The organism is Maritalea myrionectae (genome assembly GCF_003433515.1).
GTDB classification, from domain to species: Bacteria; Pseudomonadota; Alphaproteobacteria; order Rhizobiales; family Devosiaceae; genus Maritalea; species Maritalea myrionectae.
The window spans coordinates 2,398,694-2,419,814 of the sequence record NZ_CP021330.1; the positions used below are offsets into that span (position 1 = coordinate 2,398,694).

Sequence of the window (21,121 nt, forward strand, 5' to 3'; positions counted from 1 at the left end):
AAAAGTTATGTATGGAACTGCTGACTCGCTACATACTTAAAAAATATTTGGTTGCGGCAGCAGGCATCGCGTTTTTGCTGTGCTTTCTCGGCTGGCTCATTCAACTGCTAAGGGCCGTCGACTTGGTGACCAATAAGGGTCAAGGCATTAGCGCCATGATCTATCAGTCTTTCCTGAGCATTCCTGATATTTTGAACATTGTGTTGTTTCTTTGTGTGGCGCTGGGCGTTTCGCGCACAGTGCGCGGGTTGCAGTTGTCGAAAGAGATTTTCCCGATTTATGCCGGAGTCGGCCTTCGCCCGTTATTCCGCTCATGGACAATATTCATCTGTCTATCCATATTTGCCAGCCTGTCCTTGGCCCATTTTATCGTGCCAACGGCCAAATATCATATTGCCGTGCAAAGCGATCAGATCAACGCGGATTTGGTGGCCAACTCATCACGACCGGGCCGTTTTACTCAAGTTGCCCCCGGTTTGACGATGATGATCCGAGAGCGTGCGCCAGATGGCACGGGCCTAGGCTTTTTCATTTATGACACGCGCGATCCATTGCGGTCGCAAACCATCGTGGCCGAAGAATCGCAACTCGCTCAGGTGGACGATGTGCTCACGGTGCGGTTAAAGCGCGGCGCAATCCAGTATTATACCTACGCCAATGGCAAAATGAGTGGCTTGGAATTTGAAACATATTCCTTGGCCTTGGCTGACATTACCGACAGCAATTCGGCAAGCAGTGTTCTCTCCAACTCGTTGCAACTGCTTATGCGCGGCAGCGCCGACGGCCTTTCAGCGCGCGAACAATACAGCCTTCATCTGCGTAATGCAGGTGCCCTTTATGTATTCACTATGGGCCTACTCGCCTTCTTCATGGTTTCTCGTCCCAACACAATGCGCGGTAAGTCGCGTGTCAGCGTCGATTTCGTGGTGTTGAGCATCGCGGTGGTCGTCAAAGTTGTTGGCACCGGGGTTGAGCAATTCGTGTTTAGCTCCCCGGCCCTCGCGCCCCTGGTATATGTCCCTGCCCTTTTGCCGCTCTTAGTGGTGCTCCCCTTGGCCTTGCGGCAAGGGTTATTGCGGCGCCCACCAAAACTGGGAGGCGCCACATGACCTATCTCGGCCTACATGTGAGCATCAAAATCTTCAAATCGGTCCTTTTGGTGATGAGCCTGTTTTTTGCTTTGGTCGGCTTGATCGAAATTGTTGAATTTGGCAACCGGGCGGGCACTGGCATCACGTCAAATCCGCTCACGACCCTTTCGTCTGCTGCGCTCACCGCTGCAGTGTGGAGCATGGACCTCCTCCCGATTTCCTTTGTAATTGGCGGCGTGATCGCCATTAGCGATTTGCAAAATCATCGCGAACTCATCGTCGCCAAAGCTTCTGGCATTTCCATTTGGGGGCTTGTGCGTGCGCCGCTGATCTTCGCTATTCTTGTTGGCCTGAGTGTGAGTTATGCCCTTGACCCCATCGTGTTGCGCTTAAATGATGTGGTGGACGCTCAAATAAAGGCTCAATCTTCCACGTCCGGCACACTCAATCGTCGTTCAGGCTGGATCGAACAGCAAAACGCCGACGGCCGCTATATCATAAAGGCCGATGAGATTTTAAACACTGGTGACGCCATGAACGGCGTTCGGATATTCATGTTGGGCGGCAAAAATGGGGACAATCGGCAGATTATCGCGGCGCAGGCGCGCTATGAGAATTATGAGTGGGAACTGACCGATGGAACCATCAGCGAATCCGGTGTCCCGACCAAGCGTTTTAAGACCTTCACCCTCGCCACAACTTACAGTGCGGAGCAATTGCGGCTGCAGCTGGGGTCTATTTCGCGAATGTCGATTTTTGAACTTAAAGCGCAATTACGTGATAAAACCATCACAACCCCCGCTGAATATGCCGCGCAAATGCGAATGCGGCGGTTGGAGGCCTTGCCAATTGTCCTCGTTGGCACATTATTAATTGCGTTTGCATTTACATCGGGTTATTCACGTCTGGGCACGTCGGGTACTCACATAATTTACGGAATTTTGTTAGGGTTTGTCGTGTATATTTTGACTAAGCTTGCCGACCGCGCTGGGGAATCCGGTGATATCAATGCGTTGTTGGCGGCATGGGGACCGGCGATTGTAGCAATTGTGATTGGCACAACTGTTCTTTTGCAAAAGGAAGATGGATGAGCGTGACGCGTATATGCACGCATAAGGGGAAGTTCAAGTCTGCGTTGCTTGGCCTTGGTTTGCTGGCGACCTGCGCATTTGTGCCTGCAGCAATGGCGCAACAGACCGAGCTTCTGCCCTCCAACTATTTTGCAGGCCAAGCCCTTTCCACGACAAGTGATCTCAATTTTACCGCGCAAACGCTTACGGTATTGCAAGAGCAAAACCTGATCATCGCCACTGGCGATGTTGAGCTTTCGGCAGAAGGCTATCTCATCAAGGCGCAGCGTGTGGTTTATAATCGCAACACGCGCGAAGTCGAACTTGTGGGTGACGTTGCGGTTAGAGATCCGGACGGGTTGGTCTATGTTGCCGACAAAGCCAATCTAACGGGCGATTTTCGCCAAGGATTACTTGAAAACCTGATTTTTCAGGATGAAGCCGGCTACTGGCTCTCCGCCGCAGAAGCGGAAATCAAACCCAATCGCAGCCTTGACCTCAACGATGCAGACATTACCCCTTGCGGCACTTGTATCGATGAAAATGGACGTGAAATTGGCTGGCGGATCAAAGCGGTGCGCATTGTCCGCAACACTGAAGAAAAAACAATCTATTTTGAGCGGCCCTCTATGGTGTTCGCTGGTGTGCCGATTGCGACGATCCCCTATCTCACAATCCCCGACCCCTCTTTGACCGATTATGACGAACTGCTAAAAGCACGGCTGTCCTATTCCTCAGAGTTGGGCGTAGGCATCGCCTATCCTGGCTTTATCTTGCATGATCCGCGCACCAATTTAACGCTGACACCAACGATTTTCACCAACCAAGGTGTATTGGGTCAATTGGATTGGTCGCGTTCAACCAGAGTGACTTCTGTGAAGGTCACTGGCTATGGGATTTATCAGTTCAACCCTTCAGCCTTTGCAGGCAAGTTGGGTGATCGAAATATGCGAGGTGCAGTGCAAGCCTCAGCCACATACACGCCGACTGAACATTTGACCATTGGAGGCGCATATACGCTTTTCTCTGATCGCTCGTTCTTGACCGACTATGATGTTGGTGATCGCGAAGGCGACTATGCGGTCAATCGTGTTTATGGCACCTATCTCGAAGACGATAGCTATATCGATGCGCGTGTTGAGCAATATGTGGGCCTAGGCGAAAGTGGGGCGAGCAATGAAGCGCAGCAGGCGTTAATTGCCCCTAAAATTGAAGCCAGCCATGTTCAGCAGCTGGCCAATGATTGGGGCGAAGTGCGTCTATCCGGCAAGCTAATCCATCTTAAACGTGCCAATGATCACGCCACCATTGTAAACGGCACACCACACGTGTTTGGTTTTGAAGGGGCGAAATCGCATTTGACGCTTGAAGCGGGCTGGTCCAAGCAATGGGTTGCACCCGGCGGATTGTTGATTGCCCCCTATTTGGGTGCCCGCGCTGACGTGGCCCAATATGATGGGGCGAGCGGATATGCTGGTGCGCCAGCGGCAGACCTGGTGTATAACGCCACACCAATCGCAGCGCTTGATGTTAGTTGGCCCCTAGTGGGCACCGACAGCTCTGGCACCAAGCATTATTTTGCGCCGCGTTTGCAGCTTGTTTCCCGCGGCGGCCCTACAAATACCGGCATCACCAATGATGATGCGCAAAGCTTTGTGTTTGATGACAGTAATCTGTTCAGTTTCAATCGGTTCTCCGGCGAAGATCGGCAGGATAGCGGCACGCGATTGGCGATCGGCGGCCAGTATAATGCTGACTTTGGAAATGGCCGCTGGGTCGATATTGTTGTGGGCCAATCTTTCCAATTGGGCGGCACCAACGCCGCATCTGTTGCCAACCCCAATCAAACGGGCATCGGCAGCGGGGCGGATCAATCTCCTTCCCACATTGTTGCGGGCATCCAAGGCGCGCCGTTTGACGGCGTCACACTTGGCGCCAAGACGTTGATCGATCCGCAAAATGGGCAAGTTGCCCGGGGCTCAATTGCGGGGAAATATACCACCGACATTTTCAGCGCCGGCGCATTCTATAGCTATGCCCACCAGAGTGTCTCACCAGGCGCGACGCAGGAGCGGCATGAAGTGGGCGGCGACGTCCGTATATTCATTGATGATTATTGGAGCGTTGGCGCCTATTCCAACTATGATATCGCGGATCAAAGCTTTGTGAGCTATGGCAGCGATGTCAGCTATGATGATGGCTATTTGGGTGGCACGATTTATTATAACCGTTCATCCGCCAATACGCTTGATCCCAAGGACACCATAGGGGCGAAACTCAACCTGAAAATGATTGGCGATTACGCTTACGACTATGATTTTTAGTGGTGACTCCATAGACTACCTCAAAAAATAGCCGCATTTGGTCTGCATGTGTGCTAAACACCTTCCGAGATTAAATTGGGAACTATCGACTATGCGCATTTTCAGCCTTGTCTTCATCGCGATGTTGAGTTTAACCACCTTCGCACCAGCCAGCTTTGCGGCCACAGTTAAGGTTGTCGTCAATGGCGACACGATCACAGACTACGATATCAGCCAACGTGCTGGGTTTATGAGACTTGAGCGCCGAGGCAAATCTAATAGCGATCGCCTAAGACTAGCGAAAGAAGAGTTGATCGATGAGGCGCTGATGATGGGCGAATTGAAACGCATTGGCGGTTCTATTTCCGATCGCGCGGTCAATGACGCATACAACCGGGTTGCAGTAACCCTAAAGCTGAGTTCTTCAAAGCTTACAGAGATTCTGAATGCTGCTGGTGTGCAATCGACAACACTGAAAGAGAAATTGCGCGCACAATTGGCGTGGCAGCAGATCGTCAAGCAGGTACTTCGCCAAAAAGTACAAATCTCAGATTTGGAACTCGACCTCGCGGCCCGCGAAGAAGTCGGTGAGACCACAAATTACGATTTCATGCTCACCGAAATCGTGTTCCTCAACACAACGGGGACAACGCGCTCACGTACGAACGAAGCCAATCAATATCGTCGCAACTTCAATGGCTGCGACAATGCAGTTGATCTGGCGCTTTCCTATCGTGACGCTGCGGTGCGCAAGATGGGCCGTCGTCACTCGACACAATTGGCCAAGCCGGTTGCACAAGAACTTGCCAAGCTGAATGTGGGCGGCATCTCGAAGCCTCGCACAATTGCCAGCGGCGTACAGATGTTGGCCATTTGCGCCAAGACAGCAGCAGAAGATTTGACCTTCGTCAAAAACAAATTGCGCAATGAAGTTGGTACAGAAAAGCTGAAAGACGAAGCTGAGGAATATCTCGCGACATTGCGTGAACGTGCGTCTATTGAATATAGGTAAATCATGGGTTTGGCACCGCTTGCTGTTTCAATTGGAGAGCCTGCGGGCATCGGTCCGGATCTGATTTTACAGAGCTTTGAAAAACGGGTGGCCAACCGGCTGCCCGTTTTTTGCGTCTTTGGCGATCCCGATTTGCTGCGGTCACGGGCCGAGCAGTTGGGATTGGACATAAAGATCGAGGCCACAAATCCAGCCGCAGCGCCTGAGGTCTTTGAACACGCCCTGCCTGTGGTGGATTTGGGACATCGCGTTGCAGATCAGCCGGGTGTGTTGGCGCCAGAAGCCGCCAATATGGTGATTGATGCAATCAGCAAGAGCGTCGATGCCATCAATGAAGGGCAATGCCGTGGCTTGGTGACCGCGCCCATCCATAAAGCGAACCTTTATAAAGAAGGCTTTGATTTTCCGGGCCACACCGAATATCTGGCAGCGCTTTGCGCTGGAGACGGCATCCCCCTCACCCCGATCATGATGCTGGCTCACGGAAACCGCCGCGCGGTGCCGGTGACCATTCATATGGCACTGCGGCAAGTGTTTGAAACGCTAACACCGCAATTGATCATGGAGACTGTGCGGATTGTTCATCGCGACCTGCAGAACAGGTTTCGTATCGAAAACCCGCAAATCGGTGTGACAGGCCTTAACCCACACGCGGGCGAAGATGGCACTATGGGCAGTGAAGAGATAGACATCGTCGTGCCCGCCCTACAGCAATTGGAAGCTGAAGGCATCAAGGTGGCCGGGCCATTGCCAGCCGACACCGCCTTTGCGCCGCATATCTGGTCCCAATATGATGCGATAATCGCCATGTACCATGATCAGGCGTTGATCCCCGTCAAAGCCATTGGTTTTGACGAAGGCGTCAACATCACCTTGGGCCTGCCGATTGTACGCACTTCGCCGGATCACGGCACGGCACTTACCTTGGCTGGCAAAGGCACCGCGTCGCCGAACAGCTTTTTAAAAGCACTTGCCATCGCTGATGAAATGGCACAAAAGCCTGAGACGCAGACATAGTCCCCCGTTCCCGATTGGTTGTGCATTATGAGCCAGATAGATGAATTGCCACCTTTGCGCGAGGTGATCGCCAACCATGGTTTGCGGGCCAAAAAAGAACTGGGGCAAAACTTTCTGCTCGATTTGAACCTTACCGCTCGTATCGCGCGCATTGCAGCGCCGCTGGATCAACACACCATTATTGAAGTTGGCCCTGGCCCAGGCGGGCTGACACGTGGGTTGTTGGCGTCAGGCGCGAAGAAAGTTATCGCGATAGAACGCGATGACCGTGCCCTGCCCGCTCTGGCAGAAATTGAAGCGGCTTATCCTGATCGATTGCAAGTCATCGCTGGTGACGCGATGGAGGTGGATTATCGCGCCTTGGCTAATGGTCCGACGAAGATCGTGGCCAATTTGCCCTATAATATCGCGACGCCGCTACTCACAGGCTGGCTCGACGATCCATGGCCCCCCTATTTCGACAGCTTGACCTTGATGTTTCAAAAAGAAGTGGCAGACCGGATTTGCGCCCCGAGCGGCAGCAAAGCATTCGGCCGCCTCTCAATCTTGTCGCAATGGCGCTGTGATGCAAAAGTCGGCCTCAATGTCGGCCCGGGCGCGTTTACGCCGCCGCCGAAGGTCAGCTCAGCCATCGTGCATATGGTGCCGAAGCCGAGTGCCAATCAGGTGGCGGCGAGCACTATTGAGCATGTAACGCGCGCTGCCTTTGGACAACGCCGCAAAATGCTGCGGCAAAGCCTGAAAGCGTTAAATGTAGATTTACCGGCCCTGTTTGACGCATTGTCACTGAAAGGCACCGAACGTGCCGAGCAACTGGATGTGGAGTGTTTTGTCGATATGGCCGGGTGGGTTGAGGCAAATCGCTAGGAATCTACCCCTAAAATGCAAAACACCCGCTCGAACCACGAGCGGGTGGACACAGCAATATTCGTGCCTAATATTGAGTATCGTGAGCGCAAATACAAAAAGATGGTGGACTGGCAAAACATCCAAATTGGCGGAAAATTTCCAAAATTTCAGTTCTGCACATCTCTTTGTCAGCACTAATTAATTAGCACGTTAGACAATCATTGTACAGGCTTGTGAACGTTTCGCGCCATAAAAAATGCGTGATGGTGAACGACGTTCACCATTTGGCGCGCTTTTCACCCAGTCACAAGATTGAATCAAGTTCGCTTTGCAAGCCACTGATAAAGTTGGACAAGTTTTTCTGCCGTGACGGCATCATACGTGCCGAATGAAGGATGGATGCAACGGCGGCACAGCTATCATCGAGATCGTGGTTCACGATGATGTAGTCGTAGCTTTCCCATTGCTTCAGCTCTTGTTGCGCTGTGGTCAGGCGACGGCGGATCACTTCGGCGCTATCATCCGCACGGCGCTCCAGGCGGTGTTTCAGCTCCGCAATGGAGGGCGGCAAGATGAAGACGCCGATGATGTCTTCAGGGCATCTCTCATACAATTGAATGGCCCCTTGATAGTCGATGTCGAATAAAACATCGCGCCCGGCATCAAGCTCAATCTCAATGGCTGCTTTCGGCGTGCCATAATAATTGCCGTGCACTTCGGCCCATTCCAGCAGTTCACCTTTGTCGCGCATCTCGTTGAACTCGTCGACAGTTTTGAAAAAATAGTCCACGCCATCCACTTCGTTGGCCCGCTTTGGCCGCGTCGTGACTGAGATCGACAATTTGAGATTTGGATCTTGCTGCAAGATGGTGCGCGAAATTGACGTTTTGCCTGCGCCGGATGGCGACGAAAGAATGAGCATCAAGCCCCGACGATCAAACATGGAAGGTCCTATTCTATATTCTGTACTTGTTCACGTAATTGGTCGATTGCGGCTTTAAGATCAAGGCCAATTGCAGTCAGATCCACATGATTGCTCTTTGAGCATAGGGTGTTGGCTTCGCGGTTAAACTCCTGAGCTAGGAAATCCAGCTTGCGCCCCACGGCACCGCCGCCATTTAAAAGCTTGCGGGCAGCGGCCACATGGGCGGCAAGACGGTCCAGTTCCTCGCGGATATCGGCTTTTGTCGCCAGCACCAGCGCTTCGGCGTGCAGTCGATCCTCGGCTAAGCCGTTGTCGCCCTCTTGCAACAAGGCAATTTGCCCCGTTAGCTTTTCCAAAATGACCTCGCGGCTTCGCGCGGGATGCTCTTCCGCTTTGAGGGTGAATTCGGCAATTTCGACCAAGCGCTGGGTCAGGAAGGCTTGAATATTGAGACCCTCCGCCTGGCGCGATGCGATCAAATCGGCGATTGCGGCATCGGCTGCCGCCAAGATTTCATTTTTGAGTTCCACCAATTGATCATCGCTGAGCTTGGCTTCATTGAGCTCCAAAACACCTTTCAGGGCCAAAATCCCGTCAAGTCGTGGACGATCCGCTTCCACTTTGCCGCTCAAATCATCAATCGCGGCCAGCACCGTGCTCAACGCCTGCGCGTTGACGGTGACTTCACTTTGCAAATGTTCATAAGTGAGGTTGAGATTGACCTGCACTGCCCCACGGGTCAGCGCTTTGGTCAATTTTTGCCGGAGCACATTTTCCAAATCATCAAGCCCCTGCGGCACCCGCAAGCGCAGGTCTAACCCGCGTGAGTTGACCGACTTGATTTCAAGATTAAAAGACGCGCCAGAAATGCCCCCTGATGCCCGGGCGAAACCGGTCATGCTAGCGATGGGTTTGGACATATCAGCTCTCCTTTGCGCCTTTTCTTGCGCCTCTTTTATTGATTGCTGCTGTCTTCGTCCAGCTTTTCAGCTTCTTCTTGCTCCAGCGCTTCTTTTTCTGCCTGTGCCGCCGCTTCCTCTGCCGCGATGCGTTCTTTTTCGATTTTGCGCCATGCCGCCACGTTCGCCTGATGCTCTTTATATGTGTTGGCAAAGGCGTGACCGCCGCTGCCATCTGCTACAAAATAGAGCGCGTCAGTCTCTGCCGGGTTGGCCACAGCCTTCATGGATTCAATGCCAGGATTGGCAATGGGGCCAACCGGCAAGCCATCAATTTGGTAGGTGTTATATTCAGTTTTGGCGTCAATTTCAGAACGCTTTAGCCCGCGCCCCAAAACGCCCTCACCCTTGGTGATGCCATAAATGATCGTTGGGTCTGATTGCAGGCGCATGCCTTTGTTCAAACGGTTGATGAAGACACCAGCCACTTCAGGGCGCTCTTCGGCCAAGCCGGTTTCTTTTTCGACAATAGAGGCCAAAATCACCAGTTCTTCAGGCGTTTCAATCGGCAGACCTTCAACGCGGTTTTCCCAAATCTCGGCCAGCGCTTCATCATGCGCCACTTTCATTTGCTCCAACACGCTTTGGCGGGTTGCACCACGCTCAAAGTTATAGGTGTTTGGCAACAAATCACCTTCGGCTGGAATTTCGTCAATTTCACCTGTCAAAAGCTCGGCTGCTTTAAGGCGTTCCACGATTTGCCACGAGGTGAAGCCCTCAGGAATCGTCACATTATACTGGATGGCTCGACCTTCGGTCAGTTCGGTCAAAATATCCCGCATGGATGAGTTCGCAGCAATGCGATATTCGCCGGCCTTAATCTCGGTATCTTTGTCCAGCGCCACGGTGCCAAAGCGGAAAATGAATGAATTGGTGATGACACCTTCATCCTGCAGTTTGCGGGCAATGGTGGAAACGCCTGCGCCTTGGGGGACTGCAAAAATGATTTCGCTGTCCACAGGGCCATCCGCATTGAACTGGCTAATGCCATAATAAATCAGGCCGCCGCCAATCACGAGCCCCAAAATAATCAGGGACATGAAGGCATTTGCGACCTGCACAAATTTATTTGGCTTTTTGCGGATTTTGTTTTTGCGTTTTCCAAACATGGCACCCTGCTTATTATGATTTTGGCGCTATACTGAATAGATGATTGGGGCAAAAACAAGAGCGAAGATTTATCTTCCCCGCTCTTTTTGTCGATCCAGGCTTTTAAACCCTAGCTAACTTTTTTGAACACCAATGAGGCATTTGTGCCGCCAAAGCCAAATGAGTTGGACAGCGCCACATTGATCTCTTTAGCTTTTGACTTGTTTGGCACCAAATCGATCTCAGTTTCGACCGAAGGATTATCAAGATTAATGGTCGGCGGCGCCATATTATCGCGCATCGCCAAAATGGAGAAGATCGCTTCAACGGCACCCGCTGCGCCCAACAAATGGCCAACCGCTGATTTGGTGGACGACATGGTCACGTTCTTCGCGTGATCGCCCATCAACCGGGTCACCGCACCCAGTTCGATCTCATCGCCGAGGGGCGTTGATGTGCCATGGGCGTTTACATAGTCGATCTCGCTCACGTCCATTCCAGCGCGTTTGATCGCGGCTTGCATGGAGCGGTAGCCGCCATTTCCATCGGCCGCAGGGGCCGTGATGTGGTGGGCGTCACCGGAAAGGCCATAGCCAACCACTTCGCCATAAATTTTGGCGCCGCGGGCTTTGGCATGTTCATATTCTTCCAAAATGACGGTGCCGGCACCTTCGCCCATCACAAAACCATCGCGGTCTTTGTCATAAGGGCGAGAGGCGCGTTGTGGATCGTCATTAAAACCTGTTGAAAGGGCGCGACATGCCGCAAAACCTGCCAAAGATAGGCGGTTGATCGGCGATTCTGCGCCACCAGCGACCATAATATCTGCATCATCCAGCGCGATCAGCCGTGCCGCATCGCCAATGGCGTGCGCTCCAGTTGAACAGGCGGTTACAACAGAATGGTTTGGTCCCTTCAATCCATGGCGGATTGAAACATAGCCGGAGGCCAGATTAATCAAGCGTCCGGGAATAAAAAACGGGCTAATCCGCCGCGGGCCTTTTTCAGCAAGCGTGATGGACGCATCATAAATGCCCCCTACGCCGCCAATGCCCGAGCCGATTAAAACACCGGCCCGTTCTTTTTGTTCGTCTGTTTGCGCCTCAAAACCACTGTCTTTAAGCGCCTGACCTGCGGCCGCCATGGCATAAACAATGAAAGGGTCTACCTTTCTTTGTTCTTTTACATCCATCCAGTCATCAGGATTGAACTTGCCGTCTGCACCGTCACCAAGCGGAATGCGGCTGGCGATCTGACATGCCAAATCTGACACGTCGAATTCGTCTACCTTTTTGGCTCCGCTCTTTCCGTCAAGAATATTCTTCCAGACGGTCTCAACATTCGCGCCCAAAGGGCTCACAATGCCAAGACCCGTGACAACAACTCTGCGCAACTTCATCTATGATGTCCTACGGCCGCTTACGGTCTTACTTCACAGCCTTTTCAAGGAAAGAAACTGCATCGCCAAATTTTTGGATAGATTCGGCGGCATCATCAGGGATTTCAACGCTGAATTCTTCTTCAAACGCCATAACCAGTTCAACCTGATCGAGCGAATCCGCGCCAAGATCATCAATAAAGCTGGCTTTTTCTGTCACTTTGTCGGCATCTACATTCAAATGCTCAACAACGATCTTGCGAACGCGATCTGCAATATCGCTCATATTTGGTTCCTCTTCACCTAAAAGTCTTCAATTTAGTTCAACGGCACCACATTTTGTGGCGAGTTGTCCGTTTAAATGCACCTCATCTTGAATAAAATCAAGGTTAAGGCTTGTTTGGACCCGTGTTCGACGGGGCATTATCATACTTTTCCACATTTGACCATATTGAGAAACAATTTCTCACCATGGTCTAAATCATGGCCATGCCACCATTAATGTGCATGGTTTGGCCGGTCACATATGATGCTTCGTCACTGGCCAAAAACACTGCGCCTGCAGCAACTTCGTCTGCTGTACCCAAGCGACCTGTCGGAATTGTGGCCAAAATACCATCCCGTTGCTTTTCATTCAATTCATCAGTCATGGCAGAGGCGATAAAGCCCGGTGCGATGGTGTTTACCGTCACATTGCGGCTCGCCACTTCTTGGGCGATCGCCTTAGACATGCCGATTAATCCAGCCTTAGATGCAGCATAGTTGCCCTGGCCGGGGTTGCCGGTGACGCCCACCACAGAAGTGATGCCGATGATGCGGCCATAACGCTGCTTCATCATCACTTTAACAGCTGCACGCGACAAGCGGAACGCTGCGGTCAAATTCACCGCAATTACATCGTCCCACTCTTCGTCTTTCATGCGCATAAAAATATTATCGCGGGTGATGCCAGCATTGTTGACCAGGATATCCAAGCCGCCCATGGCTTCGACAGCGGATGGAATCAACGCATCAACACTGTCTTTATCCGAAAGATTGCAAGGCAAAATATGTGTGTCGCCAGAAATGCCACTCGCCACTTCTTCCAGTACGTTCACGCGTGTGCCTGAAAGGCCCACGGTTGCGCCAGCTTCGGCCAGTTTTTCGGCGATGGCACGACCAATGCCGCCGCTTGCGCCGGTGACCAAGGCTCTTTTGCCGCTCAAATCAAACATTTATTCTTCCCTTATCATTCCGGGGTTGTGTAACAAATTCTAGGACAGGCTTTCAACCAAGCTGTCAATATCCGCTGGCGTGTTCACCGCGATGGCCTTTGCATCGCGGTTGATGCGACGGGCCAAGCCGGTCAGCACTTTGCCTGTGCCCAGTTCGACAAGCGTATCAATGCCGCCCTCGCCGGTCATCCATTCAACGGACTGCGACCAACGCACTTTGCCACATACTTGCTCCACGAGGCGTTTTTTAATTTCGCTCGGGTCTGAAATGGGCGCGGCCAGCACGTTCGACACCACAGGCACCACCGGCTCTTTCAAATCAGCGCTGGCCAATGCAGCTTCCATGGCCTCAGCAGCTGGGCCCATCATGGTGCAATGGAAAGGCGCAGACACAGGCAGCAGCATGGCGCGTTTTGCGCCTTTGGCTTTGGCCATTTCTACAGCGCGCTCCACCGCAGAGGCCGCCCCTGAAACCACAATTTGTCCCGGCGCGTTGTCGTTGGCAACTTCAACCACAGACCCTTGGGCAGCGGCTTGCACCACGTCTTCCACATCGGCATATTCAAGGCCGAGGATCGCGGCCATCGCGCCTTCGCCAACGGGCACAGCTTGTTGCATGGCGCGGCCACGCACCTGCAACAGGCGTGCAGTATCGCCAATGGATAGCGCGCCAGCGGCACACAGGGCTGAATATTCGCCCAAAGAGTGTCCAGCCACATATTTGGCCACATCGCCAACATGAACGCCCTTGCTTTCCAGCACGCGGATGACGGCCATTGATACAGCCATCAAGGCGGGTTGAGCGTTTTCGGTTAGCCGCAAGGTCTCATCAGGGCCGCCAAACATGATGGACGACAATTTGGTTTGAAGCGCGTCATCGACTTCCTCAAACACTTTTTTCGCCACATCGAAGTTTTCGGCCAGCTCTTGGCCCATGCCTACGGCTTGGCTGCCCTGCCCGGGGAATGTGAATGCGGTAGAACTCATAATTTAAGGCCTCACTTAAATCCAAAAAACTATAGCTGAATATCGTATGTCAGCCAGTCGGTTTTACGCGCCATGCGATCATAAACAGCACGCGCACGGTAATTATTATCTGCAGTCACCCAGCGCACAATGGACCATCCATTTTCTTGCGCCAACCGCTTAATTTCATTGATAAGCTCCTCAGCCGCGCCAGTGCCGCGGTGGGATGGGTCAACAAAAAGGTCATCCAGAAATGCCCCTTTCGAGGCCGCCAAAGGGCGCAAAAACGGGCGAAAGTGGGCAATGCCGACAACATTTTTCTTTTTATCCGTTGCCACAAGCCCTTGCAGCTCGTTGGTGTCGTCCATCAGCCAAGACCAGACTTGTTCACGCATGTCGCCATTTTGGGTCGAATTGTAAAAACGCGCATAGGCGGCGTAAAGCTCCGTCCAGCGCTCTTTATCTTTGGCCTGCAATGGGCGTACATTTGACGTGGACATAGATTGGCCTCTCCCCGTTTTTCTTATAAATTTTCGGGGAGTTTATAGTTTGCTCAGATTGAGACGCAAGGACAAACTCGGCCAATTGCGATTTCGCCTGTGTGTAAGTATGGGGATTGACCAGCCAAAAAAGCCGAGAAAATCGGTGCTTTAGGCTTGCTTTTTCAACCTGTCCGATTTACATAGCCCAAGTTCGTTTGGCCGGGGGCTGAACGGAGGACTGTTTGTTATTGCCGATTGGCAAGCGCAGCAGATGATGCCAGGAAGGGCATCGGCCTCCCGTGTTCCCGCTCTTTGTAAGATTTCTTTGACGCCTTTTGAAGGCTTCAAAGGGGCTTTGCGCCGGCGGATGAACGAAAGTGTAAACCAAACAAAAGGCGAATAATATGCCATTGTACGAGCATATTTTCCTGGCACGTCAGGATATTTCCACATCACAGGTGGAAGAGCTAACCAAAACAGTAACAGACCTTGTCACCACAAATGGTGGTTCAGTGAACAAAACTGAATATTGGGGTTTGAAATCATTGACATTCCGCATCAACAAAAACCGCAAAGCACACTACACTTTGCTGAACATTGATGCGCCAGCAACCACAATTGCTGAGATGGAGCGTCAAATGCGCATTAATGAAGATTTGTTGCGCTTTATGACTGTTCGCGTTGATGAGCACGAAGAAGGCCCATCGCCAATGATGCAAAAACGTGATGATCGCAATGATCGTCGCGGCCCACGTCGTTTCTAAGGAGAGTTGAGCATGGCTATTCGTGATCTATCCGGTACACAAACACGTCGTCCTTTCCAGCGTCGTCGTAAAACATGTCCTTTCTCTGGCGCTAACGCTCCACAGATCGACTATAAAGATGTTCGCTTGTTGCAGCGTTATGTTTCAGAGCGTGGCAAAATTGTTCCAAGCCGTATCACTGCTGTTTCTGCGAAAAAACAGCGTGAATTGGCACGCGCAATCAAACGCGCACGTTTCTTGGGCTTGTTGCCTTACGTTGTAAGTTAAGTTCGGTTCGCCGAACGTTGGGGAAACCTCCCCTAACCGCAAATTGCGGGACAGCATTGGAGATTTAAAATGAAAGTTATCCTTCTTGAGCGCGTTGGTCGTTTGGGCACCATTGGTGACGAAGTGACCGTTAAAGACGGCTTTGCACGTAACTATTTGTTGCCAACTGACCGGGCATTGCGTGCCAACAAAGCAAACCGCGCCCGTTTTGAAGCTGAGCGTGAAGAAATTGAAAAGCGTAACGCTGAGCGTCGCGATTCAGCGATGGCTGTTGCCGAAGCTGTAAACGGCAAATCAGTCACCATCCTGCGTCAGGCTGGTGAAACTGGCGTGCTTTACGGTTCAGTTTCTGCTCGTGACATTACAGACAGCTTGGCTGAAGACAACATCAAGGTTGGCCGTTCACAGGTTGAGTTGAACGCACCAATTAAAGCTGTTGGCTTGCACAAAGTTGCGTTGAACCTGCACGCTGAAGTGATTTCTGAAATCACTGTAAACGTTGCACGTTCGCAAGACGAAGCTGATCGTCAGGCACAAGGCGAAGACATGACCGTCATGAATTTCGACGAGATCCCTCAAGAAATTGAAGACGCCGCCGAAGAAGCTGCTGAAGAAGCAGCGGACGAAGCTGAAGCTGCCGAAGAGGCTGCTGCGGAAGAAGAAAAAGCTGAATAAGCATTTCTTTGCAGACAAATTTATAAAGGCTGGAGTTTTGCTCCAGCCTTTTTTGTTGCCATTGAGAAACGTTGTGTGTTTTTCCGCCTATTGTATCTTTTCCCCATTGATCACAGGGCAACGAATAGGCAAAACAATAAAAGTGAATTCATCTGGGTTGTGACTGGCCAAACCCGTCATAATATGGACAATTGGTTCGGGGTCAGGACCCAAGGGGTATAAGAATGGAAGCGGCACAAAAGTTTGACGTTGCGCAGGCCGAGGACTATCGGCAGGCGCCACACAATGTTGAAGCAGAGCAAGCGCTTTTGGGCGCGATCCTTGTGAACAACGAGGCATTTGACCGTGTGTCAGATTTTCTGCTGGCCGAACATTTTTATGAACAAGTCCACGCGGACATTTATTCGGTGTGCACAAAGATTATCCGCACCGGCAAACGCGCGACCCCCATCACCGTCAAAACCTTTTTGCCGGATGATTTGACGCCTGAATTTTCGATGACGCAATATTTGGCGCGTCTGGCAGCCGATGCGACCACCATCATTAATGCCTCTGATTATGGGCAAACCATTTATGATCTGGCCATCCGCCGCAAACTGATCATCGTGGGTGAAACACTGGCCAATGAGGCCTATACGGCAGATTTTGACAGCCCGCCTTCCCTGCAAATTGAAAACACCGAAAAAGCGCTGTTTGAACTGGCTGAAAAAGGCCGGTCAGATGGTGGCTTTGTTGATTTTAGCGCGGCGTTGCGCGAAGCGGTGAATATGGCGGGCGAAGCCTATCGTCGTGATGGGTCGCTTTCTGGTCTTGCTTCTGGTCTTGTGGATATGGACCAAAAAATGGGTGGCCTACAACGATCTGACTTGATCATTCTGGCGGCGCGTCCTGCGATGGGTAAAACATCATTGGCCACCAACATCGCGTTTAACATCGCCAAGGCCTATGAGCCAGAGGTGCTGCCAGACGGCACCATCAAGCCCGCCAATGGCGGCGTTGTCGCCTTCTTCTCTTTGGAGATGAGCGCGGAACAGCTCGCCACGCGTATTTTGGCGGAACAGTCGGGTATTTCCTCGTCCGATATTCGGCGCGGTAAAATCCACGAAAACCAGTTTTCCAAGCTGGTTGAAGCCTCCAACATCATGGCCAAAGCGCCGCTTTATATTGATGATACTGGTGGCTTGGCCATTTCCCAATTGGCCGCCCGTGCCCGCCGTTTGAAACGTCAAAAAGGCATGGACCTGCTGATCGTTGACTATTTGCAGCTTCTGTCTGGTTCTTCTGCGAAGTCTCAGGCCAACCGGGTGCAGGAATTGACCGAGATTACCACCAGCTTGAAAGCCTTGGCCAAAGAGCTGGAAGTCCCCATCATCGCCCTCTCCCAGCTTTCACGTCAGGTGGAAGCACGAGATGACAAACGACCACAACTTGCCGACCTTCGGGAATCGGGGTCAATCGAGCAGGATGCCGACGTGGTGTTGTTCGTTTATCGGGAAGAATATTACCTCAAAGGCAAGATGCCACAGGAAAACACACCTGAATTTTTCGAGTGGCAAGCTAAAATGAATGAGGTTGAGGGACGCGCCGAAGTGATTATTTCCAAGCAAAGGCATGGTCCTACAGGCACAGTACAGCTACACTTTAATGCGAATCTTACACGTTTTGGCAATTTGGCCAAAGATGAGTATCTGCCAGAGCAGTTGGAATAGTTTGATCTGCATCTCATTTGCCTTGTATTGAGCCATTGGACACACATATGACCGACATCTCCGCTTCCTCGCTCTTGAGTTCAGGTCAACTCACCATTGATTTGAACGCAATTGCGCGCAATTGGGCCGCCTTGGACAAGATCTCCCCCGGCACCCTCACCGCTGCTGTGGTGAAGTCGAACGGGTATGGGTTGGGCCTTGAAGAAGTCGCCAAAGCGCTTTCGAATGAAGGGGCGCAGTTCTTTTTTGTGGCCAACCCGGAGGAAGGGTTGCGGCTGCGTGCAGCGCTGCCCGCGGCACACATTTTCATCCTGGGCGGTCTTTGGCCGCGCACCGCTGAGATTTACGCGCAGGCGCGCTTGATGCCTGTGCTAAATTCCATGTCGATGCTGGAAGAATGGCTGGCTTTTTGCGTGGAACAGGGCGAAGCCTATCCTTCAAGCCTTCATTTCGATACAGGCATGAACCGATTGGGCTTCCGGCTTTCTGATGTCAGCTGGGTGCGCCAGCAATTGGAAAAAACAGGTTATCAGCCGCAAATGATCATGAGCCATTTGGCCTGCGGTGATCAGCCCACGCATGAGAAAAACCGCACCCAATTGGCGTTTTTTCAGTCGATCATGGCACATTTTCCAGAAACGCCCGCTTCGCTCGCCAACTCCGCCGGGTTGATGGGGTCAAAGCAAAACCATTTCCAATTGGTCCGTCCGGGCATTGCCCTTTATGGCGGTCGCGCCATCTCTGGCCGCAAAAATCCCCTATCGCATGTGGTCAATCTTGAAGTGCCGATTTTGCAGGTGCGCGACGCCAAAACAGGCGAATCTGTTGGCTATGGCGCGGATTATACCCTGGAGCGGGACAGCCGCATCGCCCTCGCCTCGATTGGCTATGGTGATGGGTTTTTGCGCGCCCATAGTTCGTCCAACAATCATTTAGGCGCACGCGTGGCCATTAAGGGCCAATTGGTGCCGGTCCTTGGCCGTGTCTCCATGGATACGACCGCCATTGATGTCACCGATTTGGGACCAAACGGCCCGGTGCCGGGTGAGATGGTTGAAATTTTGGGGCCAAATGTCTCTGTCGATGATCTGGCAGATGCCGCAGGCACCATCGGCTATGAGATTTTGACTGATCTGCACGGCCGCTACCGCCGCACCTACATTGGAGCGTCAGACTAGTGGTTAAGCAAAAGGCGCAGTTTATTTGCCAGGCTTGCGGCAATGTCACGTCCAAATGGGCCGGTCGTTGCGATGGATGCGGCGAGTGGAACTCCATTGTTGAGGAACAAGTCAATTCAGGCGTTGGCTCGGGCCCAAAATCCGTCACAGCATCCGGTCGTCCGATTGAGTTGGTATCGCTCACTGGGGCAACAGATGATGCCCAACGCATCACCACAGGCATTTCAGAGCTGGATCGTGTCACGGGTGGCGGCTTTGTTGTGGGGTCGGCCAGCCTTGTGGGCGGCGATCCGGGCATCGGCAAATCCACGCTTTTGTTACAAGCCGCCGCCGCGTTGGCCGCAAAAGGCCACAACGTCGTTTATATTTCAGGCGAAGAAGCGATCGCGCAAGTGCGGTTGCGGGCAAGCCGCCTCGGCGTGGAGCATACGCCTGTGCAATTGGCCAGCGAAACCCATGTCGAAACCATTTTGGCCACACTTGAATCTGCAGGCAAGCCAGACCTGGTGATCCTTGATTCCATTCAAACCCTCTGGACTGATCGCATTGATAGTGCGCCGGGCACCGTGACCCAAGTGCGTACCAGCGCGCAGGCGATGACTCGTTTTGCCAAAAAATCCGGCGCAGCGGTCGTGCTGGTCGGCCACGTCACCAAAGATGGCCAGATCGCTGGGCCACGCGTGGTTGAGCATATGGTGGATGCGGTGCTCTATTTTGAAGGCGAAGGCGGCCACAATTTCCGCATCTTGCGCGGGGTTAAAAACCGTTATGGCGCGACCGACGAGATTGGCGTGTTCGAAATGGCCCATATGGGCCTGCGCGAAGTGGCCAACCCTTCAGCCCTGTTTCTTGATCAACGGGATAAGGAAGCGACGGGCTCAGCCGTTTTTGCGGGCATGGAGGGCACACGCCCGGTGCTGGTGGAAATCCAAGCCTTGGTGTCGCCCTCGCCTTTGGGCACGCCGCGCCGCGCCGTTGTCGGCTGGGATAATGCGCGTCTCTCCATGGTGCTCGCGGTGCTCGAAACCCATTGCGGCGTTCGGATTGGTGCAAACGATATCTACCTCAATGTGGCGGGCGGACTGAAGATTTCTGAACCCGCGGCCGATTTGGCGGTCGCCGCAGCGCTGGTATCTTCGCTGACAAACGCCCCATTGCCTGCGGACGCGGTTTATTTCGGTGAAGTCAGCCTTTCCGGTGGCATTCGGCCTGTATCCCATGCGGGCACGCGCTTGAAAGAAGCGCAAAAGCTTGGCTTTAGCATCGCGCACACGGCAGAACTCAAAGATGTGGATAAAGGGCTCAGCATGAATTTGGGCACCCACAAACAATTGGCGGACCTTGTGGCGCAAATTGCCAGCAAGGCGCGGGCAAACCCGCAGCGCGAGCCTGTCGAGTAGGCCGCGGTCCACAGGTTATTTTAATTCTCGGCTAAGCCTTGGCAGGCTGGCCGATAAAGGGTAAATGAAGCACAGAGTGGTTCAAAAGGGATTTATTGATGATCACCACCTTTGATATTATCGTTGGCGTCCTTGTGTTGATTTCGGCACTTCTGGCCACCATGCGCGGCTTGACCCGCGAAGTTTTGTCGCTGGTCACCTGGGGCGGCTCCGCCGTGTTTGCCTGGTGGATGTATGCCAATAATCCTGATTTGGCCCGCAGTTACGTGGCCGATCCAACTGTCGCGGATATTGTGACGGTTTTGGCCAGCTTCATTGTTGCCTTGATCATATTGCATCTTTTGACCATGTGGATCGCCGATTTGGTGAGCGACAGCAAGATCGGGCCATTGGATCGCTCGCTTGGCTTTGTATTTGGCGGCATTCGCGGCGTGTTGATCGTTGTTGTGTTGCTGATTTTCGGCCAATGGCTTTTCGCCAGCGAGCTGCAGCGGTTCTCTGCCGACAGTAAAACCATGCCAATGCTCACCTCGTTCGGTGATGATTTGATCGCAGCCTTGCCAGATAATGTGGAAGAAATGGTCACAGATTTCTTGCGCGGCAGCAGCGCGCCTGAGCAAGAGGTGCCTGTGACTGAAGGCACCGATCAGTTGGAAGAAGAATTGGGCACAAGCTCAACATAGGGCCCTTTGCGCCTAATTGTTGAGCGGTGCCGATGGTGAGGTCAGTTGACTCTCATCAAAGAGCGGCGTATTGAGCCGAAATTATATAGG

General features: G+C 52.5%; 20 protein-coding genes and 1 pseudogene. 13 read left to right on the top strand and 8 right to left on the bottom strand.

What is annotated here, in order from left to right:
- Positions 1 to 11: 11 nt before the first annotated feature.
- The 6 genes from MXMO3_RS12095 to rsmA all read left to right on the top strand — a co-directional run bounded on the left by MXMO3_RS12095 (position 12) and on the right by rsmA (position 7,360).
- A complete protein-coding gene (locus MXMO3_RS12095; protein ID WP_162889249.1) occupies positions 12 to 1,109 on the top strand; it encodes an LptF/LptG family permease in 1,098 nt (365 codons plus the stop codon).
- On the top strand, positions 1,106 to 2,182 hold the full coding sequence (locus tag MXMO3_RS12100; RefSeq protein WP_117396047.1) for an LptF/LptG family permease: 1,077 nt from the start codon (positions 1,106 to 1,108) through the stop codon (positions 2,180 to 2,182). Before MXMO3_RS12095 ends, MXMO3_RS12100 begins: the two co-directional genes overlap by 4 nt.
- Positions 2,179 to 4,485 carry an LPS-assembly protein LptD gene (locus MXMO3_RS12105; protein ID WP_162889250.1) on the top strand — a complete coding sequence of 769 codons (2,307 nt, stop codon included), beginning with the start codon at positions 2,179 to 2,181 and terminating at the stop codon, positions 4,483 to 4,485. The genes MXMO3_RS12100 and MXMO3_RS12105 overlap by 4 nt, the downstream gene beginning before the upstream one ends.
- 91 nt (positions 4,486 to 4,576) lie before the next feature.
- Positions 4,577 to 5,476: a peptidylprolyl isomerase gene (locus MXMO3_RS12110; RefSeq protein ID WP_162889251.1), complete on the top strand. Its 900-nt coding sequence runs from the start codon at positions 4,577 to 4,579 to the stop codon at positions 5,474 to 5,476.
- Between the two features lie 3 nt (positions 5,477 to 5,479).
- Positions 5,480 to 6,493, top strand: coding sequence for a 4-hydroxythreonine-4-phosphate dehydrogenase PdxA (gene pdxA, locus MXMO3_RS12115; protein WP_117396050.1), 1,014 nt, complete (start codon positions 5,480 to 5,482; stop codon positions 6,491 to 6,493).
- 27 nt (positions 6,494 to 6,520) lie between these two features.
- Positions 6,521 to 7,360: a 16S rRNA (adenine(1518)-N(6)/adenine(1519)-N(6))-dimethyltransferase RsmA gene (gene rsmA / locus MXMO3_RS12120; protein WP_117396051.1), complete on the top strand. Its 840-nt coding sequence runs from the start codon at positions 6,521 to 6,523 to the stop codon at positions 7,358 to 7,360.
- A 286-nt stretch (positions 7,361 to 7,646) separates the two neighbouring features.
- Here rsmA and gmk read toward each other — a convergent pair whose 3' ends face one another.
- The 8 genes from gmk to MXMO3_RS12160 form a co-directional block, all read right to left on the bottom strand.
- Positions 7,647 to 8,285 (bottom strand): guanylate kinase, encoded by a 639-nt coding sequence (gene gmk, locus MXMO3_RS12125; RefSeq protein WP_036220682.1) that lies wholly within the window; start codon positions 8,283 to 8,285, stop codon positions 7,647 to 7,649.
- An 8-nt stretch (positions 8,286 to 8,293) separates the two neighbouring features.
- The gene (locus MXMO3_RS12130) at positions 8,294 to 9,187 is read right to left on the bottom strand and encodes a YicC/YloC family endoribonuclease (protein ID WP_117396052.1); all 894 of its coding nucleotides are present in this window, start codon (positions 9,185 to 9,187) and stop codon (positions 8,294 to 8,296) included.
- 35 nt (positions 9,188 to 9,222) lie between these two features.
- Entirely contained in the window at positions 9,223 to 10,335 is a 1,113-nt protein-coding gene (mltG, locus tag MXMO3_RS12135; protein ID WP_205468015.1) for an endolytic transglycosylase MltG, read from the bottom strand.
- A 110-nt stretch (positions 10,336 to 10,445) separates the two neighbouring features.
- The gene (gene fabF, locus MXMO3_RS12140) at positions 10,446 to 11,708 is read right to left on the bottom strand and encodes a beta-ketoacyl-ACP synthase II (protein WP_117396807.1); all 1,263 of its coding nucleotides are present in this window, start codon (positions 11,706 to 11,708) and stop codon (positions 10,446 to 10,448) included.
- 34 nt (positions 11,709 to 11,742) lie between these two features.
- Positions 11,743 to 11,979 (bottom strand): acyl carrier protein, encoded by a 237-nt coding sequence (locus tag MXMO3_RS12145; protein WP_027833384.1) that lies wholly within the window; start codon positions 11,977 to 11,979, stop codon positions 11,743 to 11,745.
- Positions 11,980 to 12,169: 190 nt separating this feature from the next.
- Positions 12,170 to 12,907, bottom strand: coding sequence for a 3-oxoacyl-[acyl-carrier-protein] reductase (gene fabG / locus MXMO3_RS12150; protein ID WP_027833385.1), 738 nt, complete (start codon positions 12,905 to 12,907; stop codon positions 12,170 to 12,172).
- A 39-nt stretch (positions 12,908 to 12,946) separates the two neighbouring features.
- Positions 12,947 to 13,894, bottom strand: a complete 948-nt coding sequence (gene fabD / locus MXMO3_RS12155; protein WP_027833386.1) for an ACP S-malonyltransferase — start codon at positions 13,892 to 13,894, stop codon at positions 12,947 to 12,949.
- Positions 13,895 to 13,923: 29 nt separating this feature from the next.
- Positions 13,924 to 14,373 carry a GNAT family N-acetyltransferase gene (locus MXMO3_RS12160; RefSeq protein ID WP_027833387.1) on the bottom strand — a complete coding sequence of 150 codons (450 nt, stop codon included), beginning with the start codon at positions 14,371 to 14,373 and terminating at the stop codon, positions 13,924 to 13,926.
- Positions 14,374 to 14,759: 386 nt separating this feature from the next.
- Here MXMO3_RS12160 and rpsF point away from each other — a divergent pair.
- The 7 genes and pseudogenes from rpsF to MXMO3_RS12195 form a co-directional block, all read left to right on the top strand.
- Positions 14,760 to 15,110, top strand: a pseudogene (gene rpsF / locus MXMO3_RS12165) (30S ribosomal protein S6); the annotation flags it as partial.
- Positions 15,111 to 15,131: 21 nt separating this feature from the next.
- A complete protein-coding gene (rpsR, locus tag MXMO3_RS12170) occupies positions 15,132 to 15,386 on the top strand; it encodes a 30S ribosomal protein S18 (RefSeq protein WP_425462121.1) in 255 nt (84 codons plus the stop codon).
- A 69-nt stretch (positions 15,387 to 15,455) separates the two neighbouring features.
- Positions 15,456 to 16,061, top strand: a complete 606-nt coding sequence (gene rplI, locus MXMO3_RS12175) for a 50S ribosomal protein L9 (RefSeq protein ID WP_027833389.1) — start codon at positions 15,456 to 15,458, stop codon at positions 16,059 to 16,061.
- A gap of 224 nt (positions 16,062 to 16,285) precedes the next feature.
- Positions 16,286 to 17,770 carry a replicative DNA helicase gene (locus MXMO3_RS12180; RefSeq protein ID WP_117396053.1) on the top strand — a complete coding sequence of 495 codons (1,485 nt, stop codon included), beginning with the start codon at positions 16,286 to 16,288 and terminating at the stop codon, positions 17,768 to 17,770.
- 47 nt (positions 17,771 to 17,817) lie between these two features.
- Entirely contained in the window at positions 17,818 to 18,948 is a 1,131-nt protein-coding gene (alr, locus tag MXMO3_RS12185; protein ID WP_027833391.1) for an alanine racemase, read from the top strand.
- On the top strand, positions 18,948 to 20,348 hold the full coding sequence (radA, locus tag MXMO3_RS12190; protein ID WP_027833392.1) for a DNA repair protein RadA: 1,401 nt from the start codon (positions 18,948 to 18,950) through the stop codon (positions 20,346 to 20,348). The genes alr and radA overlap by 1 nt, the downstream gene beginning before the upstream one ends.
- A gap of 98 nt (positions 20,349 to 20,446) precedes the next feature.
- Positions 20,447 to 21,031 (top strand): CvpA family protein, encoded by a 585-nt coding sequence (locus MXMO3_RS12195; protein ID WP_051213057.1) that lies wholly within the window; start codon positions 20,447 to 20,449, stop codon positions 21,029 to 21,031.
- Positions 21,032 to 21,121 lie beyond the last annotated feature (90 nt).